General features: G+C 64.0%; 20 protein-coding genes and 1 tRNA gene. 4 read left to right on the top strand and 17 right to left on the bottom strand.

Annotated features, from left to right (window positions below):
- Positions 1–67 precede the first annotated feature (67 nt).
- Together ACSQ3D_RS02615 and mutY are read left to right on the top strand one after the other, a co-directional pair.
- Positions 68–2,029 (top strand): dynamin family protein, encoded by a 1,962-nt coding sequence (locus ACSQ3D_RS02615; RefSeq protein ID WP_436125851.1) that lies wholly within the window; start codon positions 68–70, stop codon positions 2,027–2,029.
- The gene (mutY, locus tag ACSQ3D_RS02610; RefSeq protein ID WP_436125850.1) at positions 2,026–3,096 is read left to right on the top strand and encodes an A/G-specific adenine glycosylase; all 1,071 of its coding nucleotides are present in this window, start codon (positions 2,026–2,028) and stop codon (positions 3,094–3,096) included. The genes ACSQ3D_RS02615 and mutY overlap by 4 nt, the downstream gene beginning before the upstream one ends.
- 38 nt (positions 3,097–3,134) lie before the next feature.
- Here the strand turns inward: mutY and rapZ are convergent, their stop codons facing one another.
- Genes rapZ through ACSQ3D_RS02595 form a run of 3 tightly spaced genes read right to left on the bottom strand, consistent with a single transcriptional unit; the run spans position 3,135 to position 6,573 of the window.
- Entirely contained in the window at positions 3,135–3,998 is an 864-nt protein-coding gene (gene rapZ / locus ACSQ3D_RS02605) for an RNase adapter RapZ (protein WP_056415649.1), read from the bottom strand.
- Positions 3,998–5,674 carry a DNA repair protein RecN gene (gene recN / locus ACSQ3D_RS02600; RefSeq protein ID WP_436125849.1) on the bottom strand — a complete coding sequence of 559 codons (1,677 nt, stop codon included), beginning with the start codon at positions 5,672–5,674 and terminating at the stop codon, positions 3,998–4,000. The genes rapZ and recN overlap by 1 nt, the downstream gene beginning before the upstream one ends.
- Before the next feature lie 2 nt (positions 5,675–5,676).
- Positions 5,677–6,573: an NAD kinase gene (locus ACSQ3D_RS02595; RefSeq protein WP_056415653.1), complete on the bottom strand. Its 897-nt coding sequence runs from the start codon at positions 6,571–6,573 to the stop codon at positions 5,677–5,679.
- A 28-nt stretch (positions 6,574–6,601) separates the two neighbouring features.
- On the opposite strand from ACSQ3D_RS02595, the gene hrcA reads away from it, so the two are divergent.
- On the top strand, positions 6,602–7,606 hold the full coding sequence (gene hrcA / locus ACSQ3D_RS02590; protein WP_056415655.1) for a heat-inducible transcriptional repressor HrcA: 1,005 nt from the start codon (positions 6,602–6,604) through the stop codon (positions 7,604–7,606).
- 54 nt (positions 7,607–7,660) lie between these two features.
- Positions 7,661–7,737: transfer RNA gene (locus tag ACSQ3D_RS02585), tRNA-Ile, on the top strand.
- Positions 7,738–7,808: 71 nt separating this feature from the next.
- On the opposite strand, the gene ACSQ3D_RS02580 is transcribed toward ACSQ3D_RS02585, so the two are convergent.
- The 14 genes from ACSQ3D_RS02580 to ACSQ3D_RS02515 all read right to left on the bottom strand — a co-directional run bounded on the left by ACSQ3D_RS02580 (position 7,809) and on the right by ACSQ3D_RS02515 (position 16,368).
- Positions 7,809–8,906: a tyrosine-type recombinase/integrase gene (locus ACSQ3D_RS02580; RefSeq protein WP_436125848.1), complete on the bottom strand. Its 1,098-nt coding sequence runs from the start codon at positions 8,904–8,906 to the stop codon at positions 7,809–7,811.
- On the bottom strand, positions 8,906–9,118 hold the full coding sequence (locus ACSQ3D_RS02575; RefSeq protein ID WP_436125847.1) for a DUF4224 domain-containing protein: 213 nt from the start codon (positions 9,116–9,118) through the stop codon (positions 8,906–8,908). The genes ACSQ3D_RS02580 and ACSQ3D_RS02575 overlap by 1 nt, the downstream gene beginning before the upstream one ends.
- Positions 9,119–9,161: 43 nt before the next feature.
- Complete coding sequence (locus tag ACSQ3D_RS02570; RefSeq protein WP_436125846.1) at positions 9,162–10,229, bottom strand: DNA cytosine methyltransferase; 1,068 nt, start codon at positions 10,227–10,229, stop codon at positions 9,162–9,164.
- Positions 10,230–10,265: 36 nt separating this feature from the next.
- Positions 10,266–10,775, bottom strand: a complete 510-nt coding sequence (locus ACSQ3D_RS02565) for an HNH endonuclease (protein WP_436125845.1) — start codon at positions 10,773–10,775, stop codon at positions 10,266–10,268.
- 2 nt (positions 10,776–10,777) lie between these two features.
- Complete coding sequence (locus tag ACSQ3D_RS02560; RefSeq protein WP_436125844.1) at positions 10,778–10,930, bottom strand: hypothetical protein; 153 nt, start codon at positions 10,928–10,930, stop codon at positions 10,778–10,780.
- The gene (locus ACSQ3D_RS02555) at positions 10,927–11,517 is read right to left on the bottom strand and encodes a hypothetical protein (RefSeq protein WP_436125843.1); all 591 of its coding nucleotides are present in this window, start codon (positions 11,515–11,517) and stop codon (positions 10,927–10,929) included. The genes ACSQ3D_RS02560 and ACSQ3D_RS02555 overlap by 4 nt, the downstream gene beginning before the upstream one ends.
- A complete protein-coding gene (locus ACSQ3D_RS02550) occupies positions 11,504–11,782 on the bottom strand; it encodes a hypothetical protein (RefSeq protein ID WP_436125842.1) in 279 nt (92 codons plus the stop codon). The genes ACSQ3D_RS02555 and ACSQ3D_RS02550 overlap by 14 nt, the downstream gene beginning before the upstream one ends.
- Positions 11,776–12,099, bottom strand: a complete 324-nt coding sequence (locus tag ACSQ3D_RS02545) for a hypothetical protein (RefSeq protein WP_436125841.1) — start codon at positions 12,097–12,099, stop codon at positions 11,776–11,778. The genes ACSQ3D_RS02550 and ACSQ3D_RS02545 overlap by 7 nt, the downstream gene beginning before the upstream one ends.
- A 213-nt stretch (positions 12,100–12,312) precedes the next feature.
- Positions 12,313–13,029, bottom strand: a complete 717-nt coding sequence (locus ACSQ3D_RS02540; RefSeq protein WP_436125840.1) for a DUF4406 domain-containing protein — start codon at positions 13,027–13,029, stop codon at positions 12,313–12,315.
- Complete coding sequence (locus ACSQ3D_RS02535; RefSeq protein WP_436125839.1) at positions 13,026–13,517, bottom strand: DUF1643 domain-containing protein; 492 nt, start codon at positions 13,515–13,517, stop codon at positions 13,026–13,028. Before ACSQ3D_RS02535 ends, ACSQ3D_RS02540 begins: the two co-directional genes overlap by 4 nt.
- Positions 13,514–14,413 (bottom strand): DUF551 domain-containing protein, encoded by a 900-nt coding sequence (locus tag ACSQ3D_RS02530; protein WP_436125838.1) that lies wholly within the window; start codon positions 14,411–14,413, stop codon positions 13,514–13,516. Before ACSQ3D_RS02530 ends, ACSQ3D_RS02535 begins: the two co-directional genes overlap by 4 nt.
- Positions 14,414–14,462: 49 nt before the next feature.
- Positions 14,463–14,939, bottom strand: coding sequence for a single-stranded DNA-binding protein (locus ACSQ3D_RS02525; RefSeq protein ID WP_436125837.1), 477 nt, complete (start codon positions 14,937–14,939; stop codon positions 14,463–14,465).
- An 8-nt stretch (positions 14,940–14,947) separates the two neighbouring features.
- On the bottom strand, positions 14,948–15,595 hold the full coding sequence (locus tag ACSQ3D_RS02520; RefSeq protein WP_436125836.1) for a lambda exonuclease family protein: 648 nt from the start codon (positions 15,593–15,595) through the stop codon (positions 14,948–14,950).
- Entirely contained in the window at positions 15,592–16,368 is a 777-nt protein-coding gene (locus tag ACSQ3D_RS02515; RefSeq protein ID WP_436125835.1) for an ERF family protein, read from the bottom strand. The genes ACSQ3D_RS02520 and ACSQ3D_RS02515 overlap by 4 nt, the downstream gene beginning before the upstream one ends.
- Positions 16,369–16,377: the final 9 nt, after the last annotated feature.

The raw sequence follows: 16,377 nt of genomic DNA, 5'->3' as shown, positions 1-16,377 counted from the left end.
GGCGGTCAATGCTATATTTTGTGCATGCCTGCCTCGCAGGCCATACCTAGATATCTCCGGGAGCACAGTGGGACCCTCATTCAACGAACAGTTCGACCAGCATGGCGTCTGGAGACGTGAATTCGCCCAGCAGCTCAAGCGGCTGGGCGACTGGATGTCTTCGCATGACCTCATGGACTCGGCAGTGCGCGAGCGCCTGCACAGGCTGGAAGAACAGGTTCGCAGCGACAAGGTCATGGTGGCTTTTGTCGCGGAGTTCTCGCGTGGCAAGTCGGAGCTGATCAACGCCATCTTCTTTGCTGACTACGGTCGCCGCATCATGCCGGCCAGCGCCGGGCGCACCACCATGTGCCCCACCGAGCTTGGCTACGACGCGAGCGTGGTCCCCAGCCTGCGGTTGCTGCCCATCGAAACCCGCCTGCAGATGCAGAGTTTGGCGGAATGGCGCATGAAGCCTGAACGTTGGCACGAGATCCGGCTCGATGTCGGCAATGCCGACCAGATTGCGAAGGCCCTGGAAAAAGTGGCCGAAGTGCGCAAGGTCAGCCTGGACAACGCCCGGGCGCTGGGTTTCTGGCACGACGACCTGGTCGACGAGAACCCCGTGCCGGACTCGCACGGCATGGTGGAAGTGCCCATGTGGCGGCACGCCATCATCAATATTCCGCATCCGCTGCTCAAGCAGGGCCTGGTCATTCTCGATACGCCAGGTTTGAATGCCGTGGGCACCGAGCCAGAGCTGACCGTCAACTTGATTCCCCAGGCCCATGCGGTGGTGTTCATCCTGAGTGCGGACACCGGCGTGACGCGGTCCGATCTGTCGATCTGGCGCGAGCACCTGGCCATCTCTGCCGACAGCATGGATGCCCGCCTGGTGGTCCTCAACAAGATTGACACCTTGTGGGACACGCTCAATTCCGCCGAGCAGGTGCAAGCCCAGATAGAACGCCAGTGCCAGACGTCTGCCGAGATGCTGGGTGTGCCGCTGGAAAGGGTGGTGCCAGTCTCCGCACAGAAGGGCCTGGTGGCCAAGATCACGGCCGACGACGTGTTGCTGGAAACCAGCGGCCTTCCCGTGCTGGAGGAGGCGCTGGCCAAGGGCATCATGGGCCAGCGGCAATCCATCTTGCGGTCGGCCGTGGCCCATGGCGTGGCCAATCTGCGCACCGAGACGTCGCGGGTCATCAACATCCGCCGCCGCGACCTGGATGACCAGATGGCCGAGCTGCGCAGCCTGCGCGGCAAGAACGCGTCGGTGATCGAGTCGATGCGCCAGCGTATCGAGCAGGAGCAGCGCGAATTCGACCTGAGCACCTCCAAGATCCAGGCCGTGCGGGCCGTGCACCTCAAGCTGCTGCGCGACGTGTTCCAGCAACTGGGTGCGAAGTCGCTCAAGGGCGAGTTGTCCGAGTTGGCACAGACGCTGCAGCAAAAAGGGCTCAAGCTGGGCGTCAAGAAGATCTACGTCCAGACCTTTGACAAGCTGCGCAGCACCATGGACAAGGCGCAGGCGTCCGGCACCGAGATCCAGGCCATGCTGGGCGGAACCTTCCGGCAATTGAACGCCGAGTTCGGATTCTCGCTGCAGGTGCCGCCGCCGCCGCAGCTGGAGCACTTCACGCACGATCTTCACCAGATCGAGCAGAGCCACCTGCAGTACCTGGGCATGGGCAATGCATTGAAGCTGGCGCAGCCCGAATTTGCAGAGCGATTGGTGCGTGCGCTGGCCATGCGTTTGCGCACGGTCTACGAGTCCGCAGCCAATGACCTGGAACTGTGGAGCAAGTCGGCCACCGCGCAGCTGGATGCCCAACTGCGCGAGCGCCGCCGCAGCTTCGCCCGCCGCATGGAGGCGGTCGACCGCATCCAGCAGGCTGCCAGCGGACTGGTCGAGCGCATTTCCGAGATCGAAGCCGGCGAAGAAGAGCTGGGCCAACTGGAGCAAAAGCTCCACGAGTTGACCTCCAAGCTGGTCGCGCCTCCTGCCGTTGAAACCCTGGATGCCGACAAGCAACTCCTATCGGCATGAGTGAGGCAATGGGCGGCAGCGTCGCCGAGCGTGTGGTGGCCTGGCAGATGGCCAGTGGCCGCAATCATCTACCCTGGCAGCAGACCCGCGACCCCTACCGGGTGTGGCTGTCGGAGATCATGCTGCAGCAGACGCAGGTCAGCACGGTGCTGGACTACTACGCGCGTTTCCTGGCCCGCTTTCCTGATGTGGCGGCATTGGCTGCTGCGCCCCAGGACGAAGTCATGGGCCTGTGGAGCGGCCTGGGCTACTACACCCGCGCCCGCAACCTGCACCGCTGTGCGCAGCAGGTGGTGTCGGAGCATGGCGGGGCGTTTCCCCGCTCGGCGGAAGTGCTGGCCACCTTGCCTGGCATCGGCCGATCCACGGCTGGCGCCATCGCTGCCTTCTGCTTTTCGCAGCGGGTTCCGATCCTGGATGCCAACGTGCGCAGGGTGCTGACCCGGCTGTTGGGGTTCGACGCGGATCTGGCGTCGGCCCGCAATGAGAAGGTGCTGTGGGAGCATGCGCAGGCGCTGCTCCCGGTGCACGATCTTGAAAACGCCATGCCCCGCTACACGCAGGGGTTGATGGACCTGGGGGCCACGGTATGCGTGCCCCGGGCGCCGCGCTGTGAGCTGTGCCCGCTGAACCACAGCTGTGTCGCGTTCAAGAAGGGTGACCCGGAGCGCTATCCGGTCAAGACGCGCAAGCTCTCGCGCCGCTCGGAGTCCTGGCAATTGCTGGTGCTCAGGAACCCGCAAGGGCAGGTATGGCTGCAACGGCGCCCTGGCACGGGCATATGGGCGGGCATGCATTGCGTCCCCATTTTTGAAGACAGCGCGTCGTTGCACCGGTGTATGGAGACCCTGCCGTCGGCCTCCGGCCTGTCGGTGCAGGAACTGCAGCCGTTTGTCCATGTGCTGACGCACCGCGACCTGCACCTGCATCCCGTGCTGGTCACTGGCGTGGCCGCAGCCCAGCCGACGGAAGACGGCGAATGGCTGGGCGCCGGCCAATGGAGTTCCATCGGTCTGCCCGCGCCCATTCGCAAACTGCTGGACACGACCCAAGCGTCGTTGTGGTGAGGTCAGGGCTGGTGTGAGGAGGCCCGCGGCGCTGCGTTTCAGCGGCCATCCAGCTCACGGTGCCTGCGCAGGGCAGTCCATCGGTCGCTGAACATCTCCGCGAGCCGTTCCACCAGGTACACGGAGCGGTGCTGGCCCCCGGTGCAGCCGATGGCCACCGTCACATAGCTGCGGTGGTTGCGGTCCAGGAACTCCAGCCAATGGGCCAGGAACTGCTCGATGTGCGCCTGCATCAGCGAGACCTCCGTCTGCTGGCGCAAGAAGCGCGCGACAGGCTCATCCAGGCCCGTCAGGTCGCGCAGCGCAGGTTCGTAGTGCGGGTTGGGCAGCATCCGCACGTCAAACACATAGTCCGCATCCATCGGTATGCCGCGCTTGAATGCAAAGGACTGAAAGACCAGGGTCAGCTGGCCGTGTGTCGTGGTCATCAACCCCTTGACGTAGCTTTGCAGCTGCGACGACCGGATGGTGCTGGTGTCGATGACATGCGACTGGTCGCGCAACGCGGCCAGAAGCTCGCGCTCCTCTTCGATGATCTGCACCAGCGCCTTGCGGCCCTGCTGCAAGTCGGCATGCGACAGCGGGTGGCGGCGCCGCGTCTCCGAAAAGCGCCGCACCAGCGTGTCGATGGTGGCGTCCAGAAAGATGGATTGCACCGACACGCCCTCGCTGCGCAGCCGGTTGAGCTCCTGCGGGACCTGGTGCAACGACGTGGCGCTGCGCACATCCATGGCGATGGCCAGGCGGTTGCCGTGGTGGCGGTGCTCCAGCGCGACGAAGGCGGGGAGCAGCTCCGGGGGCAGGTTGTCGACGCAGTAATACCCGGCGTCTTCCAGCGCGTGCAGGGCCACGGACTTGCCGGAGCCGGACATGCCGGTGATCAGGACGATTTCCAGCGCCATCAGGGGGCCCTTTCCTGGGGCGCTGCGGCGCTTGCCAGGTCCAGCATCTCGCGGGCGTGATTCAGGGATGCATCGGTGGATTTTTCGCCCCCGAGCATGCGCGCAATCTCTGCGACCCGGGTGGTGCCTTGCACGGCGACCACCGAACTGGTCGTCCCGGCCGGGCTCTTGCGCTTGGCGACCTTGAGGTGGTGGTGGGCGCAGGCAGCCACCTGCGGCAGGTGGGTGACGGCCAGCACCTGGCGATCGCTGCCCAGTTGCTGCATGAGCCGGCCCACGGTTTCGGCCACGGCCCCGCCCACACCCGAATCCACCTCATCAAAAATCAGCGTGGGTGCCAACCCGAGTTCACTGGTCGTCACGGAGATCGCCAGCGAGATCCGCGACAGCTCCCCGCCCGAGGCCACCTTGCCGATGGGCTTGGGCGTCATGCCGGGGTGCCCCGCCACCAGAAACACCACATCGTCGATGCCGTGGGACGACGGCTCTGCCGATTTGCTCACGGAGACTTCGAACTTGCCGCCTTCCATGCCCAGTCCCTGCATGGCCTGGGTAATGGCCAGGGACAGCTTGGGAGCCGCCTTGGCCCGCCCCAGCGACAGGGCGCGGGCCGCCGCCTGGTAGGCCTTGGCGCTGGCGGCCTCGACTGCTTCCAGGCGTTCCAGATCGGTTGCCGCATCCAGCTGCTGCATTTCGCCCTTCCAACCCCTGAGCAGGGCGGGCAGCTCGGTGGGCGTGCGCTTGTACCGGCGTGCGAGCGTCATCCACTGCGAAATGCGGGCGTCGAGCTCTGCCAGACGCTGCGGGTCGATTTCAGCGTGCCGCAGATACAGCTGCAGCGAATGGGCCACGTCGCTCGCCTGGGCGAGGCTCGAGGCCAGGATGTCGGCAAGGCTTGCGAACTCGGGCTCGATGTGTTCCTGCCCGTGCAGCAGGGCGTGCGCGCGGCCGATGCCGGCGAGTGCGCCTGCATCGTCGTCCTGCAATGCATGCAGTGCGCCTTCGGCACCGTCCAGCAGCGCCTGGGCATGCGACAGACGCTTGTGCTGGGCGTCGAGTTCTTCCCATTCGCCATCGGCGGGCGCGAGCTTGTCCACCTCGCCGATCTGCCACTGCAGGCGTTCGCGCTCCTGCTGCAAATTGGCTTGGGACTGGCGGGCCTGCTCCAAGGTCTTCTGGTCGGCGCGCCACCGTGTCCAGCGCGCTGACGTGTCGGCGCTGCTGAGGCCTGCAAACGCATCCAGCAAGCCGCGCACGGAGTCGGGCCGGGTCAGGCTCTGCCAGGCGTGTTGGCCGTGGATGTCCAGCAGCAAGTCTCCGAGGGCGCGCAACTGCGCCGCCGTGGCGGGCGTGCCGTTGATCCAGGCGCGGCTCTTGCCCTGGACATCGATGGTGCGGCGCAAGAGCAACGGCCCATCGGTCTCGAAACCGGCATCTTCCAGCCAGGGCGCGATGTGGGCGGGGTTGTCGAACTCGGCGCAAAGGTCCGCCTTGGTGGCGCCCTCTCGCACCGTGCTGGCATCTGCGCGTGAGCCCAGCACCAGTTGCAGCGCGTCGATCAGTATGGACTTGCCTGCACCGGTCTCACCGGTCAGCACCGTGAACCCGGGGCTGAGCTCCAGCTCCAGCGACTCCACGATGACAAAGTCACGCAGGGTGATGCGTCGCAGCGCCATGGTCAGGAGCCCCCTTCGTTCCAGCGCAGCTTCTTGCGCAGGGTGGCGAAATAGTTCCAGCCCAACGGATGCAGAAACCGCACGCAGTGCTCCGAGCGTTTGACCAAGATGCGGTCGCCGTGCAGCAGCGATGCCAGCGACTGCATGTCGAAGTTGGCGCTGACGTCCCGGCCGCTGACCACCTCGACGGCCACCTCGGTGGCATCCGACAGCACGATGGGCCGGTTGGACAAGGTATGGGGCGCAATGGGCACGAGCACCCAGCCCGGAATGGACGGGTGGAGCATCGGTCCGCCGGCAGACAGGGAATACGCCGTCGAGCCCGTGGGGGATGCAATGATGAGACCGTCGGCCCGCTGGTTGGCCACGAAGCGGCCACCCACCTCCACACGCAGCTCCACCATGCCCGATGTGGCCCCCCGGTTGACGACCACGTCGTTCATCGCCAAGGCCTCGAACACCACCCGTTCATCGCGCACCACCCTGGCGTGCATCAATGGCCTCAGGTCCTCCTCGTACTCGCCCCGCAGCATGGGGGCCAGCGTGGCCTGGTAGGCATCGAAAGGAATGTCGGTGATGAACCCCAGGCGCCCCTGGTTGATGCCGATCAGCGGTGTGCCGAAGCGCGCCAGCCGCCGGCCGATGCCCAGCATGGTGCCGTCACCGCCCACGACCAGGCCCAGGTCGCACCGGGTGCCTATCTCGTCTACAGTCAGCGCTGGGTAGTGGGCCAGGCCCATGTTGCTGGCGGTCTCGGCCTCCAGGGCCACTTCGCACCCCTGCTGCTCCAGAAAATGCGCGATACCTTCGAGCGCCTGGCGCGAGGTGTCGCCCGCAGAGCCCGCTGATGAAGCCTGGTACTTGCCGATAAGGGCGACATGGCGGAAATTGGACGTCATCACGAAATTACATCATTAAAATCCTTCCATGCTCGATGACCGTGCCAAGTTGTTGCTTAAAGCCCTGGTCGAGCGCTACATCGCCGACGGGCAGCCTGTGGGCTCAAGAACTTTGTCGCGCGCGTCAGGGCTGGACCTGTCGCCCGCCACCATCCGCAACGTGATGGCCGACCTGGAGGAGCTGGGGCTGATTGCCAGCCCGCACACCTCGGCGGGGCGCATTCCCACTGCGCGAGGCTATCGGCTGTTCGTGGACACCATGCTCACCGTGCAGCGTGACTCGTTCATGCCCGCGCAGCTGGCGCCGGAGCAGCCGCAGAAAGTCATCGCCAACGCGGCACAGCTGCTGTCCAACCTGTCGCAGTTTGTCGGCGTGGTCATGGCGCCCAGGCGCACCTCTGTTTTTCGGCACATCGAGTTTTTGAAGCTCTCAGAACGGCGTTTTCTGGTGATCATCGTGTCGCCGGAAGGGGACGTGCAAAACCGCGTGATCTTTACCGAGGTCGACTACTCCGCATCGCAGCTGATAGAGACATCGAACTTCCTGAATGCGCACTACGCCGGCCTTGCCATGGAGCAGGTGCGCGAGCGCCTGAAGTCGGAGGTGGATGCGCTGCGGGGCGAGATCGCATCGCTCATGCAGGCCGCGGTGAACGTGGGTTCCGAAGCCATGTCGGCGGCGCAGGACGAGGTCGTGATATCCGGCGAGCGCAACCTGCTGGCCGTGAGTGATTTTTCCAGCGACATGGGCAACCTGCGGCGGGCCTTCGATCTCTTCGAGCAAAAGACCCAGATCCTGCGCCTGCTGGACATCTCGAGCCAAGCCGAGGGCGTGCGGATCTACATCGGCGGCGAGAGCCATGTGGTGCCGTTCGAAGAGCTGTCGGTGGTCAGCTCCCCCTACGAAGTGGACGGCAAGGTGGTCGGCACGCTCGGCGTGATCGGCCCCACGCGCATGCCGTACGACCGGATGATCCAGATCGTGGACATCACCTCCAAGCTGGTATCTAACGCACTCAGCCACCGCAAGTAAGCCCCTACAATACGGCGCTTGCCCCGTTGTGTATGCAGCGCAGGAGCATGGCTTGGGGCGTTAGCTCAGTTGGTTAGAGCAGAGGACTCATAATCCTTTGGTCGTTGGTTCAAGTCCAACACGCCCTACCAGTAGGAATGCGGATAGTTTGCTATCAATAGCATAGTAAAACTTCCGCAATTTCTCACCTTGTTCCGCAAAACTACCGCGACGGCTTGACCTTTCGGCCCACTTTGTGGCGGATGTAGTCGGCCGTCATGGCCTCCGTGGTGTGGCCCAGCAGTGCCTGCGCGGCCCGGGTGCCGGACGCTTCGTCGGTGTCGGTGGCCACCTTGGCCCGGAAATCGCGAAACTGGAAGTCGGCCTTTGGGATGCCTGCCTTGGCGCGCGCCTGGTCGAACCGGTAGCGCAGCGCGTCGGCCCTGAGCGGCTGCCCGGCCTCGTTCACCAGCAGTTCGCCCGCGATGGTGCTCAGCTTTTTCTTGTGCGCTCGGATCTCGTCGATGAGTTCTGCCAGGCCGCCCACCAGCTCGATGCGCAGCTTGGCCTGGGTCTTCCCCTGCCGGACGTGCAAGAGTCCATCCCGGATATCCGATTCCCTGATCTTGCGCACGTCGGCGGGCCGCTGGCCGATCAGATCCGCCAGGCGCATCGCGAACTGCAGCGGCAGGTCCGCCACGTCCATCAATTTCTGCACCATGGCGGCATCCGGGGCCGAGTCTCGCCCGGTCTCCGTGAAGCGCTTCACCCCCGCGCAGGGATTGGGCAGCCGGGTGATGCCCTCCTCACGGGCCCAGTTCCACATGTGCGACACGAGAGCCTTCGCGCGGTTGGCCCGCACCTGGCCGAACGTGGCCGGGATCTCAGCCGGCGGCCTCCCATCCTTGCGGACCGCATGCTTGGCGACCGCAGCGGCCCGGGCCTCAGCTGCGCGCCAGCGCATGAACTGCCGGATATGCTGGGGCTCCACGCCTTCGAGCGGGGCGGGCGGGTCGCCGAAGAACTTGAGCACCCAGCCCTTCTCCTGGTTGTCGCTTTTTTGGCTGTCGCTGGCTTTGGCCGGGACGACCTCTGCGAAGTACCGCTCAACGACGTAGGGCACGGTCAGCACCCCGCCGGCGGGCGTCTTCTTGCTGGTAAGCTCGGCCCACTTGGCCACCGCCAGCACGTAGTCCGAGCCCAGCGGCAGCTCCTTGCGGGGCTTGCCGCCGGTGTCCAGGTAGTAGTGCACCTTGACACCGCGCTCGCGCGCACGCATGCCCGGCGGCAGGTTTGTCCAGCGACTCGGCTTGCGGCCCATCAGTGTGCTCCTACGACGCGCGGCGTCCAGCGCTGGGGCTGCGCGGGCTCTTCCTTCTTGCCCTCGATGGCGCCCCGGGTGACTACAGGGTGTCCAGTGGCGCTCACGCGAAATGGTATTCCTTCCTTGCGCAGCCATTCGATCTGCTTGGACTTGAAGCGTCTGGCGGTGAGGCGCTGCAACTCCGCGCCATCAAGAAACATGTCGCTCATCTGACCTCCAAAAAGAAATGCCCCGGCTGGCGGGGCTGTGTGGTTAGGCGTGCATCACGCATTCGATGAAGGCTTGCGCGGCCTTGGCGTTGATGGCGTTGCCGTAGGCGCGGAGCCTGCCGACTCGACTGCCTTGGTCTTTGCGCGGGACGAGCGCGGCGAGGCGTTCTTGATCGGCGCGCACTCGTCCCAATCCACCGGGAGCCCCATCAACCAGCGGGAATGAGCCGGGTTCAACTGGCCTCCACTTTCCATCCCGGCAGAAGAGCCAGTCAGCATCTGCCCAGAGGCCGTTAGTCGGGCCGGGTGCTCGGGGTGCGGCTTGCAGGGCTCCATCGCCTCCCGCCATTGCCCGCTGATCTGCCCATGCGCCGCTGGCGAAGTGCTCCCCACCAGAGGCGTCGGCCAGCCGGCCAGCACCGCCGCATGGTTCAGGGTGATGTTCGGCGTGGTGAAGTTCGGCGATGGGCATCGCTCCGAGTCCGCCGCCGTGCTGGTGGGCCAGCCCGCCAGGCAGGCCGCTGCCGCCAAGTCCGGCCCATGGTTGCGCATCGCCTCCAGCAAACCGCCCTCGAAGGTGCGCACTCCCTTGTCGGCCAGTGCTGCCGTTGGCGTCGGCCACCCAGTAGAGCCTGTCTCGGATGTGCGGAGCACCGACGCCCGCAGACGGAAACGGGATCGCCCCGAAGGCGTGGCCCATGGCTTCCAGGTCATCCTGTACAAGGTCGAGCCAAGGCCCTGCGTCAGAGCTCGCAACCTGCTCTCCAAAGACGATTGCAGGGCGGCACTCTTTGATGAGGTGGTGGAAGGCTGGCCACAGGTGCCGCTCGTCATCAAACCCAGCTCCCTTGCCTGCCGCGCTGAAAGGTTGGCACGGACAGGAACCAGTCCAAACAGGTCGGTCGTCGCTCCATCCGGCAGACCGGAGGGCATGGGACCACACGCCAATGCCTGCGAAGAAATGGCACTGGGTGAAGCCGCGCAAGTCGCTGGGGTAGACATCTTCAATACTCCTTTCGTCCACGATGCCAGGTGCGATGTGCCCGGCGTTGATGAGGTTGCGCAGCCACTGGGCCGCATACGGATCGATCTCGTTGTAGTAAGCGGTCATGGCATAAAAAAGAGCCCCGTAGGGCTCAGTGGTTTCTTATGTTGTGGGGATGTCTCGCCTCAGCAATGCTTTCGGTCGAGCTTTTTCGTATGCGGCCGAGGCGTCTGCTGGCGTTGCAAACGTGCCAAGGCAAATTACCTTGCCTTGCAAGCGTAGTTGCGCCACCCAATGTTTGGTTTGCTTGTTCATTGAAACTCCTCGAAAACCACTTGTGTTATCGCGACGGAGTTTCGTGTTGTGCATGTTTTCTGATTGCGTCACTGCTCGTAGATTTTCAATCCTGTTGTCTGACGTATTTCCGTTTATGTGGTCTATATAGCCATCCGGAAAAACACCATGCACATAGAGCCAAGCAAGTCTGTGCGCTAGGTAGCGACGCCCATCTACGCGGATACCAATGTAGCCACGATGCAAGATCGTGCCCCGCGGCTTGCCTGTAAAAACGTTGCCTGCAATATCAATCCGGCTGATAAATATGCCTGTACTTTTATCGTAGGACACAATCTCACGCAGGCGCGCAGAGGTAAGTGATTCACTGTTTTTCATAGCTATTGCAGCGTGTTTGATGGCACGGGCTCGTCATCCCGCTCGGGTAGTTCGTCGTCTTCGGTGTCGCGCTGGTCGCGCCAGTCTGATTCAAAGCCCTGCCACTTCGCTTCCTCCTGGGCGCGGCGCTCTTGGCGGATTGCTCGGCGGGTCATGGCATGGCCCTTCCGATTTCAGCGGCAGCTCGGACGATGGCTCGACGTGTGGCGTCATTGCGACCTGATTCATCCTCAAACTCTTCCGTAACGCGCACCGGACCGTGAACCATCTCAATGCCACAGCGCGAAACGGACACATACCGCGTGTTGTCCAGTGGGTTGCTTTGTTCAATGTCCAAATGCAGCCTCATGGCCAGACGCCAAGCATCGCGATCATCTAGCAGCGGGTTCCACAATTGACCTTGCGCATTGCTCCACAGGTCTCCAGCCGCGCTGCGCTCTTGTCCCGCCGCCTTAGCAGCAAGCTCAAGCAATTCTTTGTCGACCATAGGGCGCTCAATGGCGTTTCTGGCCAACACGGCATCTATGGCTGCATCAAGATCTTCCGCGCGCAGCGTGTTGCCGATGCCATCAACCACGCTCCAATGTTGGCCCCGACGTAACATGCGATAGCGCTCGGCCTGCTGCACCAGAGAGGTGACTCTGGCGAGCGTAGCGGCCTCGACTGCGCGTGCAAAGCTCTCAATCCCCTGTGTCGGGCTGTAGTTCTCCCACAGCTCGCGGATACGTTCACTTGTCAGCATTTGGTTTCTCCTTCTCGCCCAGGTGGGCGCTGGCGGCGGCGATGGCCGCACGCTTGCCGCAGTCGCAAGGCACCCGCCAAAAGTTGGTCTTGCACTGCTCGTTGTGCTCTGTCCCATCGTCCAGCGCCTCCAGCATCTGCCGGATCAGCGCCTCATCCTCCTTGCGCACCTCGGCCTCGACAGCCCGTGCAAAGTCCTTCCACCCAGAATTTGGCTCGCGCTTCCACTTCGCGTGCAGTTCGGTAATGCGCTCAGGTGTCAGCATTTGGTGTCTCCTTCCTTCGATGTGATGCCGCGGGCTTGTAACCACAGGATGAGCGCTTCCGCCAACGCGCCAGCCCCGAGCGAGTGAGCGCCATCTACGCGACGGATTTCCTGAGCCAAGTCGTCCACGGTCAGCGGCTCTCGCGCCACTACTGGCGCCGGGCTTGCTGCAGGCTGGGCGCCCCACTTGGCAAGGACGGCACGGGCGATGCGCAGCGAAGTCGATCCCTCTCGCCGTATCGCTCCACCGCGCGACGCCTCTTTGATGACGGCCATCAGCTCCGCATCCGTGGGTGCTGGGGTGGTGTCAGTTGCCATGGGTGGACCCTTTCATTTGCGCTTTGTGTGCGGCTCGCGTCATGCCGCGCCAGTGGAAAACAATCATGGGGAACGGCACAAGAAAGCCAACGCTGTCCCACTCCAAGTCCCACAGTGCGACCACCCCTCCGGCCAAACGAACTCGGCATTCGTAAGTTCCGTTCCGCACGGGGTGAGTTTTTCGAGGAAACCACCTCGTCTTGCCTTTGACGCTCATGGCTTCTGCCCCTTCGCGGCCAGGGCTGCGTCCTCGGTCATGGCGACCATGAGCGCGTCTCGAAAATAGCCTTCGCCATTCCAGCCGTCGTAGACGTCCTGCCAGTTCATACGCTGGTTGCCGCCGTCTGCCAGTGCATACCGCAGCAGCCCAGCATCCTCCTGCACCCCGCTGTCCGCCTGGACAGGCTCTGCGCCATCAGCCAGGATGAGCTGCAGGCCCAGCACACCAGCAACGTGCACCTCCAGCTGCGCGCCCTTCGACTTCGACCAGCCCGGCAGTAGGTACACCGCGCCGCATGTCGCCACGCGGCTCAGGTCGTAGCGCAGATAGTCAGCCCAGCCAGCGCCCTCGACATGGCCGTGCTCCGCGGGGTTCTCGACGTGCCACCCATCGGCACGCAGTGCGGCGGCGGCAGCATTGAACGCCGGGAAGTTGAAATCGGGCAGGCCGGTCATCGGGCCAGCAACGTAGATGCGTTTCTCGCGGCTGGCGCGCAGGTGCACGATGCGTTCGACCGCCGCGGCAGGCACCGCCCGCTCTGCTGCCCCTTGCGCTGCGAGGGCGGCGCGCCATCCTGCCAGCACGAGTTCTTCTGGGCTCGCGGGATCACTGGCGCTGGTACGTGCAGAGCGAGCGATTTTGCGCAACTCATCGCCGGTCAGTACATCGGTTTGGGCGGGCACTGCCGCGATGGGAGTGGTTGGGGTCATGGTGCAAATTCCTGCAGTTGTGTGTCGTAGCCCAGCATCAGCGGGTGCTTTGGATCGCCGCCTTTCGTGAGCCCGAAGTGGCGAAGTGGCTTGCCGGTGCCACGCAGCAGCGACAGCAGTTCGTCCAGCTCGTTGTGCATGGCGCGCGGGACCTTGGCGCGGTCGCCCCAGCACGGCACGAGAATGTCTGCCTCGGCGGTCATCGCCAGGATGTGGTGCTGGTTTGTTGCCCCGATTCCAATCCAGCGCGGCGCGGATGCCAGCGCCCGAACATCGGTAGAGCGCAAGGGCCACACGTTGCCCACGACGAAGCGCGCGGCGCCCCACCGCTTGCAAAAGCCGATCCACTTGCGCACGGTGGCGTCGTCAAGATTGGCGTCCGCCGTGCTGGGGTTGATGCCGAAGAACGCATACACCGGACCCTCCATGGCAACAGTGCGCTCCAAGCGGTATCGGTACAGACCGCAGGGGCTCAGAACGGCGCTCATGTTGCCTCCTTTCCGCCACCAGCGGCGATGGGAGGGGCGGGCTTTCTGCGATGGCTGACGCGAGGCTTTGCGGGCGGCAGTTTCCACCCCGCTGGGGGCGCTTCAATCTCTTGCCAATGGGTGGCAACAGCCAAGCGATGGCCGCCAGTCGCCAGGAATTTGCCGGGTCCGTTGTAGTGGGCCGGGGTGGCATACGGTTCGTCATCGCAGTCCGTTGTGATCACCAGGACTCGCTTGTAGAGTTCAGGCAATCGCTCATCCACGCTGATCCACCCTCCCACCATTCCCTCTGGGGGAGAGGGGTGGGTGAAGAGGGGGACTGTGAAGCCGTATTCTGGTTGCGCCTCCCGCGTCAACTTCACCACCGTTTCTGATTGCTGGCGCGGAGTACCGAGCCACCTCAGGCCCGTTGTCCACGCGACAGGCTCACTCCCCGCACTTGCTGCGACCTCGTTGTGCAATTTGGTGATCTGGTCTTCCAGGCGCATGCCGATGGGTGTCTTCGCGAAGTGCTCTGCCCACTCTCCGGCCTCAAGCAATTGCACCGCCGCCAGCATGTCGTCGCGGTGAGCGTCAGGGTCAACTGGCACGGCCAAGTTGTCCAGATGCACGCCACCGTCGATGCGCTTGAGCGCGGTCATCGCGTCCCACACAAACGCATGGTCTGAGGTGATACAGCCTTCCATGCCCAGATGGGAGAACAGGTTGTTCAGTGCCGTGTAGAGCTGGCCGTTGATGCCCTGGCTTCCAGCACTTGCTGCGAGAGATGCGCGGCCAGCTTGGAAGGCTGCGAAAAAAGCGCCGCCCACATCGGGGACGATGGCGTGGAGGTCGCAGTCCTTGAGATACGCCTCAAACGCCGCGCGCCCGGCGTCCGTGTCGGTTTTATGTTCCATGTCTGCTCCAAAAAGAAAGCCCGCTAGGCGGGCTGGGGTGGAGGGGTGGCTACAGCACCAGATGGGCGCCGCGATAGCTCAGTGGGTCGCGGAACGGGATGTCGTCGTCCATGTCGTCAAAGCCACTGCCGGCCGATGTAGCAGGAGCGGGTCGCGGTGCTGGCGCTGGCCGCGGGGCAGGGGGCGGCGTAGCAGTGCTTTCCTGGCGTTGACCGCGTGCGAGCTCGATCTTCAGAGCGCGGCCTTCCAGGTTGTAGCCCTGGGTGCCGTCCTGCTTGTCGTAGGTGCGGATGTGAACGTCTTCAAGCACGGCGTCTACCTGCTTGCCCTTGAGCAGATAGGGATGCAGGGCCTCGGCAAGCTTGCCCCAGAGCGATACCTTGATCCACTGTGTTGGCTGCTTGCCGCTCTGGTCCTTGCGGCCGTAGTTGTAGCCAAGGGACAGGGTTGCGACCTGATCGCCGTTCTGGGTGGTGCGCAGTTCCGCGTCGCGGCCAAGGGTGAAGAGTCCGGTCAGAATGGTCATGTTGTCTTTCAAGCGGCCTGCAGGGCCTGTTCGTTGTTCGCGGCGATGGCGTCGCGCAGAGTGGTTTCGTACTGCTTCACGGTGCGCGCGAAGGCCATCAGGTCCGACTCCAGCGCCTCGATGGCGTCCTCGTTTCGGTTGATGCGGTGGATGACCATCAGGTCCAGATCGGGGACCCACAGGACAAGGTCCACCCACTGGCGGCCCAGCAGCCACAGGTAGCCAAGACACTGGTCCATGTAGGCCGACAAGTCGCCATCAGCCACTGCGGTAAACAGCGTGTCGCTGCTCACCATGGTCTTGATCTCCAGCACACCGTCGTCGTCAATGAGGCCGTCTGGACTGAGGCCGAAAAGGCCGTCTTCCGTGGTGAAGAACCCAACCTCTTCCACGAGGTTGCCGGTCCGGCGCTCGTAGGCCAGGCGGGCCAGCGGCTCCTGCTCTGTGCCTGTGCGCATGGCGGCGTTCTGGAACTTGGCTGGAGCGCTGCCGCCCACGCGCTCGCGTGCCGTGTCTTGGGCGTAGGCGATGCATACCTTGGAGGGGCCGCCGCTCTTGAGTTTGTCGCGGCAGTCCTTGAAGCGCGAGCCTGTGATGCAGCCCTTGCGCGCGGCCAGCCAGGCTTCGCTGCCTTGTTCGTGGTTGTGGTGGATCATTGCTTACCCTTTTCGTCTGCGGCCTTCGCGGCCTTCTTGAGCGCGTAGCTTTCTGGTTCCAGCGCTGCGCGGTCGGCTGGTGACAGGCTCTTGATGTGCTTGCTGAGCGCAGCCCAACCGCCCATCGCGGCTTCACGCGCTGCGGCCAGCAGGTCCAGGGGAACGACGGCTGCTGGTGGGTTGCCGTCTGTGTCATCGCCGCCTTCGGCTACGCCGCAGATGGCTTTGAGCGTGTAGCGTTCCAGATAGGTGATGGTGCTGGCGCGGGCCTGCAGTTGGTTCTTGGCGCCGCCCGCGTCTGGCGGGCCGCCCATGCTCACGACTTCGCTATGGCCGCCGACATGCTTCAAGGTGCAGGTGACTTCGAGCCAATCCTTTTCGTCGCGCGTCACCTTCCAGGAGGTGCTGAGGCCGTGCTTTGATAGGGCCTCGGTCACGCCGTCCACTACGTCGTGGAGCTCTGCATAGTCGCGGCCCTTCAGTGGTCCATCGCTGACCTTGCGGCCCTTGACGATGCGCACTGCCTCAGCCTTGAATGCGGCGAACGCGGCGTTGTAGAGCTTCTCCGCTTCGCGATCTTCCCAGCGAACCTGCAGGTCCATCATCTTCCCGAACTCTTCCAGGCTGACGCCCTGGGCGCGCGCGGCCAGCATCATTGCCACCGGGGAATTGGCGGCGAGTGCTCCGGTTTGTTGCATCGCCAGGGGCTGGGCCGGGCGCTCGATGGGCGCCATTTCGAGCACGTCGGCTTCGGCGGTAGTGGGTGCGTTCATGGTCTTCCT

This window comes from Acidovorax sp. LjRoot117, assembly GCF_964252695.1.
GTDB lineage: Bacteria > Pseudomonadota > Gammaproteobacteria > Burkholderiales > Burkholderiaceae_C > Acidovorax.
This window is presented reverse-complemented; position numbering and strand designations above follow the sequence as displayed.